Here is a 5,431-nt window from a genome sequence, read left to right as displayed (position 1 = left end):
AGACATGGCATGCAGGTCGTTACTGGACCAGGTCGTACCATTTGCGAAAACGACGTTTTCGATAGCCGCATTGTTATTGTTCATGGCTTCGGACAGCGTCACCTGATCGGTTGTGCCGCTGATGGAGAGTACATAGTCGTTGCCGTTGTTCGCCTGGGTGACGATTACGTCGGCCGGATCGATCCCGGCGCCGAACTGCAGCGTGTCGGTGCCGCCGTAACCGACGCTCCAGCCGTGGCTGTCTTCCTGAATCGTGTCCTGTCCGTCACCGAGATTGAAGAGATAGATGTCGTTGTTGCCGCCCCCGACCAGAAGATCGTTGCCCGTGCCCCCGCTCAATATATCGCGGCCGTTATAGCCGAGCACTGTGTCGTTGCCGGCGTCGCCATAGAGACGGTCGTCGCCGCCCTTGCCTCTGATAGTATCGTTGCCGCCACCACCATGAAGCGTTTCGGATGCAGTAGTACCGTCGATATTGTCGTCACCCTCGGTATAGGGGACGACGGATTGGTCCAGCATCTCGCGCGTCCACACCGTACCGTCGGCGAACTCGATCGTCTCGAGCCAGCTTGCCATGTCGTTACCCGCACCGCCGACAATCTGAACGGTGCCGCCACCATTCGCGATCGTAAGCAGGTAGTCGTTGCCGCTATTGATGCGGGTAATCTCGACGTCGGAACTCAGGATGGAAGCGCCGAAACGAAGCGTATCGGTACCGCCGCCAACGCCGCTGGCGGTCTTCTCCCTGATGATGTCGTTGCCATCGCCGAGACCAAACAGATAGACGTCGTCGCCGGCATCGCCTGAAATCGTATCGTTGCCGGCACCACCGGCTATGACGTCGCCCACTGCCGAGCCGGTGAAGTTGTCGGCGCCAGCACCGAGGTCGATCTCGCCGATCCCGGTGAGCGTCACGCTCTGGAGCGAGAGGGTGTCGTTGCCGTCGGTCAAAGCGAGGTTGACCGCTGCGTGGCCACCAGAATCGATCGTCTCGACATTGACCAGCCTGCTGACCCGGATGACCGTCCCGTCGGCTCCGGCGAGGATTCGATCCTGGCCCGCGCCTCCCTCGAAATCGTCGATGCCCTGATCCGTTCCGGAAACGAGGAACGTCTCGTCGCCAGTGCTGCCTCGCAGGACGTCATTGCCCTTGCCGCCGACAATGGCCGCAACGTCGGTGACGACCATATTGCTCAGGTCGAGATGATCGTCTCCATCGCCCAGGTCGATCGTAACGTTGGCAAAGCCGTTGCCGTCGATCGCCTCGATACTGCTGATCGACCCGATCCCGATAACAGCGCCGTCCGCCACCGCTTGCAGCTGGTCGGACCCTGCGCCGCCATTGATCGCATCGTATCCGGAGTCCGGCGATGCATATTGGAAGACGTCGTCGCCGGCCCCTCCTGTCAGACTGTCGTCACCGGCCCCGCCGCGCACGATATCGGCCCCGGCAGTGCCAACGAAGCTGTCATTGCCGCCCGCGAGGTCGATATAGGTCAGGCCGGAAACGACGATCGCACTCAGGTCGGTCGTCTCGCTATCGTCGGTTCGCGCAAGAACGACATTGCTGAAACCGCCGCCCGAGATCGCTTCGACATTCTGGAAGCTGCCGAGCAGGATGACTGTATCGTCGGCTCCCGCCGTTATCGTGTCGCTCCCTACTCCGCCATCGATCTGATCGGCGCCGGTCGAGGTTCCGACATAGCGAATGATGTCGTTCCCAGCCCCCGCATTGATCGTATCCGCGCCGAGCGAACCCGTAACCACGTCATCTCCGCCCCCCATGTCGATCGAGACGATGCCATGGAGCACCGAGGCCGAGAAATCGAGCGTGTCGGCGCCGTCGGTCGCCTCGATCGTGACGTTGGCGTGGCCCAGCGCGGTTATGAGTTCCACGCTGGTCAGTGCGCTTAGGTCGATAACAGTGTTGTCGGATGCCGCCTCAATCACATCGTTTCCGCTGCCGCCGTGGATGGCATCGACACCATCTTCATCCCCGTCGAATACGAAGGTATCGTTGCCACCGGCTCCATCGAGCGTGTCGTTTCCGCCACCGCCTTCGAGACGGTTATTGTTGCCGTCGCCCGTTATGATATCGGCCCCGAGCCCGCCGATCACACCCTCGATCCCGCTCAACGTTTCGCTGAGCGTGGAATTTTGCGTGGTCACGATGCTCGCTGTTCCGGCAGCGAGATCGATCGACCATTTGTCGAGGGAGAAGCTGTAATCGGCGATGTCGAATCCCTCGCCGCCGTCGAGCAGATCGGTTCCGGTGTCGCCTGAGAGAATGTCGTCGCCCGCACCCCCGTGCAATTCGTCGTTGCCGGCTCCGCCATACAGATGATCGTTGCCTTCCGAGCCGTAGAGAACATCGTCTCCCGCTCCGCCGAGGATGACGTCGTCGCCTGCCAGACCGTCGATCACATTGCCGTTTGCAGCCCCGATGAGGTAGTCGGCACTCGCCGTCGCCGGCTGGGCGAGGAGGATCGTCTCGAAATCCGCTGCCTGCCAGATCGTCCCGTCGGCGAACCGGATCTGCTGAATTCCGGCAGCACCGTTATTGGTGAACTGGCTCTTGATCGTCACCTCGTCGGTGCCGTTCGATAACATGAGGACGAGATCCTCCGGCGCATCGGCTGGACGAAGCAAGCGGATATCCGCCGTGGCGATCCCCGCAGCGAAGGCGAGTATGTTGGTCGATCCGTCGGCCATCTCGGCGATGATGTCCGCACCATCGCCAAGGGCGAAAACATAGGTGTCAGCGCCAGCTCCGCCCGCCAGAACGTCATTGCCTGCTCCGCCGCCAAGCACGTCGTCACTGCCAAAACCGCGAATTAGATCATCGCCCGTCGTTACGGTCGCATCGATGGCAGATGCGCGCAATTGGGCCATCGTCACGCTGGAGCCATCGGCAAAGTGGATCTGGTCGACACCCGATCGTCCGCCGGGATCGAGCCCGTCGAGCGTAATCGATCCCGCCAGCGATACGAAGGAAATCACCAAAGGTCCGCCATCGACCGGCTGTGTCAGCACCAGATCGGAAAGCGTGATTCCGGCACCGAAGGCCAGCGTATTGATATTGCCGGAATTGCCCGCCTGGCTCGGATCGTTGCCCGCGCCGCTGTCGTCGACGATCGTATCGTCGTCATCGCCGACATTGTACACATAGGTATCGTTGCCGGCACCGCCGATCAGAGTGTCGTCGCCTAGGCCACCCTGCAAAGTATCGCCGAAATTGGTGCCGGTCAGCGTGTTGTCGCCAGCCGTCCCCAGCCCGCCCGCCTTGGCCTCCAGCGTGGCGCGATCCCAGGTCGTGCCGTCGGCGAATTGCACCACTTCGATGCCCGACGAGCCGCTTTCCGCCTGCTGATCGAGATAGATGACATTGTCGTCGTCGATATAGAGGATGAGGTCCTGCGCGTCGGTTGGCGATACGAACACCTGTACGTCGGCGGCGTTGATGTTTTCGAGGACCAGAGTGTCGGTCGACTGGGCGTCGGTGGGGTCGTAGATCGCATCGTGGCCATCCCCCTTCGCGAAGTTATAGACGTCGGATCCTCGGCCTCCGCGGAGGACATCGTCTCCCTTCATCCCGCGAAGACTGTCATCACCACCAGCCCCTACGATCGTATCGTTGCCCATAGTGACAGCGACGGTGCGACCATCAACGCTATTGCTACGAACCAATTGTTGCAGCGTACTCACGTTCCAGACAGAGCCTGATTGGAAGACAATATTTTCGATTTGACCCGTCCCGAACTCGGCCGGCAGGTCGATGCGATCGTGCGTACCCCTAATTAACAGCGTAATTCCAAAGTTGGCCCCGTCTACAAGGGGCGACGTTATCTGAATGTCAGATTCGGCAACTCCCACACCGAACCGCAGCGTATCGATGCCACTCGTATCATACAGAGTGTCGGAGCCGTCGCCCCGATTCCAAATGTAGGTGTCATCGCCGCTGCCGCCGTTCAGGTAGTCGTTCCCCCCACTGCCGGTCAGCGTGTCGTTGCCATTGCCTGAGGATATGTCATCGTTGCCGGCTCCACCGACGATAACGTCTGCGTAGCCGGTGCCGTAAATACGGTCGCCATTGTTTGTAACGATACTGCTCATAAGCTGAGCGCGGAGTTGCGCATCGGTAAGGATCGTGCCGTCGGTAAACTCGAAGCGCTCGATCGCACGTCCATTGTTGGTGTTCTGATTGCGCAGGTAAAGGCGGTCGGAGGTGCCGGCCACCGCTATGATCAGTCCCTGAGAATCGGCGTCCCCCGGGGGCACACTCAACGACAGGTCAGATGCGACGATACCCACACCGAACCGCAGCGTATCGATGCCACTGGTATCATACAGAGTGTCGGAGCCGTCGCCCCGATTCCAAATGTAGGTGTCATCGCCGCTGCCGCCGTTCAGGTAGTCGTTCCCCCCACTGCCGGTCAGCGTGTCGTTGCCATTGCCCGAGGATATGTCATCGTTGCCGGCTCCACCGACGATAACGTCTGCGTAGCCGGTGCCGTAAATACGGTCGCCATTGTCTGTAACGATACTGCTCATAAGCTGAGCGCGGAGTTGCGCATCGGTAAGGATCGTGCCGTCGGTAAACTCGAAGCGCTCGATCGCACGTCCATTGTTGGTGTTCTGATTGCGCAGGTAAAGGCGGTCGGAGGTGCCGGCCACCGCTATGATCAGTCCCTGAGAATCGGCGTCCCCCGGGGGCACACTCAACGACAGGTCAGATGCGACGATACCCACACCGAACCGCAGCGTATCGATGCCACTGGTATCATACAGAGTGTCGGAGCCGTCGCCCCGATTCCAAATGTAGGTGTCATCGCCGCTGCCGCCGTTCAGGTAGTCGTTCCCCCCACTGCCGGTCAGCGTGTCGTTGCCGTCATAAGCATAGATATGCTCATTGCCAGACGTACCATTCAGAACCTCATTTCCGTTCGTGCCATTGATGTCGGAGAACCACTCGAAAAGGTGCGAGTTGATTGCACCCTGGTCCCAGACAGTACCATCTGAGAAAACAACGCTTTCGATAGCCGCATTGTTGTTGTTTATGGCTTCGGACAGCGTCACCTGATCGGTGGTACCGCTGATGGAGAGTACATAGTCGTTGCCGTTGTTCGCCTGGGTGACGATCACGTCCCCCGGATCGATCCCGGCGCCGAACTGCAGCGTGTCGGTGCCGCCATAGCCGGCACCCCAGCCATGACTGTCATCCTGAATAATGTCCTGCCCATCCCCCAGATTGAACAGGTAGGTATCGTTGTTACCGCCCCCGATCAGGAGGTCGTTGCCGGAGCCGCCTGAGAGGATGTCGTTACCGGCCCGCCCGACAAGGGTGTCATTCCCGGTGCCGCCGTTCAGCGTGTCCGCCTGGCTGGTTCCGTAGAAGGTATTGTCGCCTGAATTGGCCACCATAGACATGGCA

At 60.2% G+C, this 5,431-nt stretch carries 1 protein-coding gene; it reads right to left on the bottom strand.

All coding sequences use genetic code 11. The features are described from left to right. A partial coding sequence (locus ABDJ38_RS16820) for a calcium-binding protein (RefSeq protein WP_346786293.1) occupies positions 1–5,431 on the bottom strand: 5,431 nt, incomplete at both ends.

Source organism: Aurantiacibacter flavus (genome assembly GCF_039710615.1).
In the GTDB taxonomy this organism is placed as follows: domain Bacteria; phylum Pseudomonadota; class Alphaproteobacteria; order Sphingomonadales; family Sphingomonadaceae; genus Alteraurantiacibacter; species Alteraurantiacibacter flavus.
The sequence above is the reverse complement of the archived record's forward strand: the minus strand, read 5'-3'. Positions and strand labels throughout refer to the sequence as shown.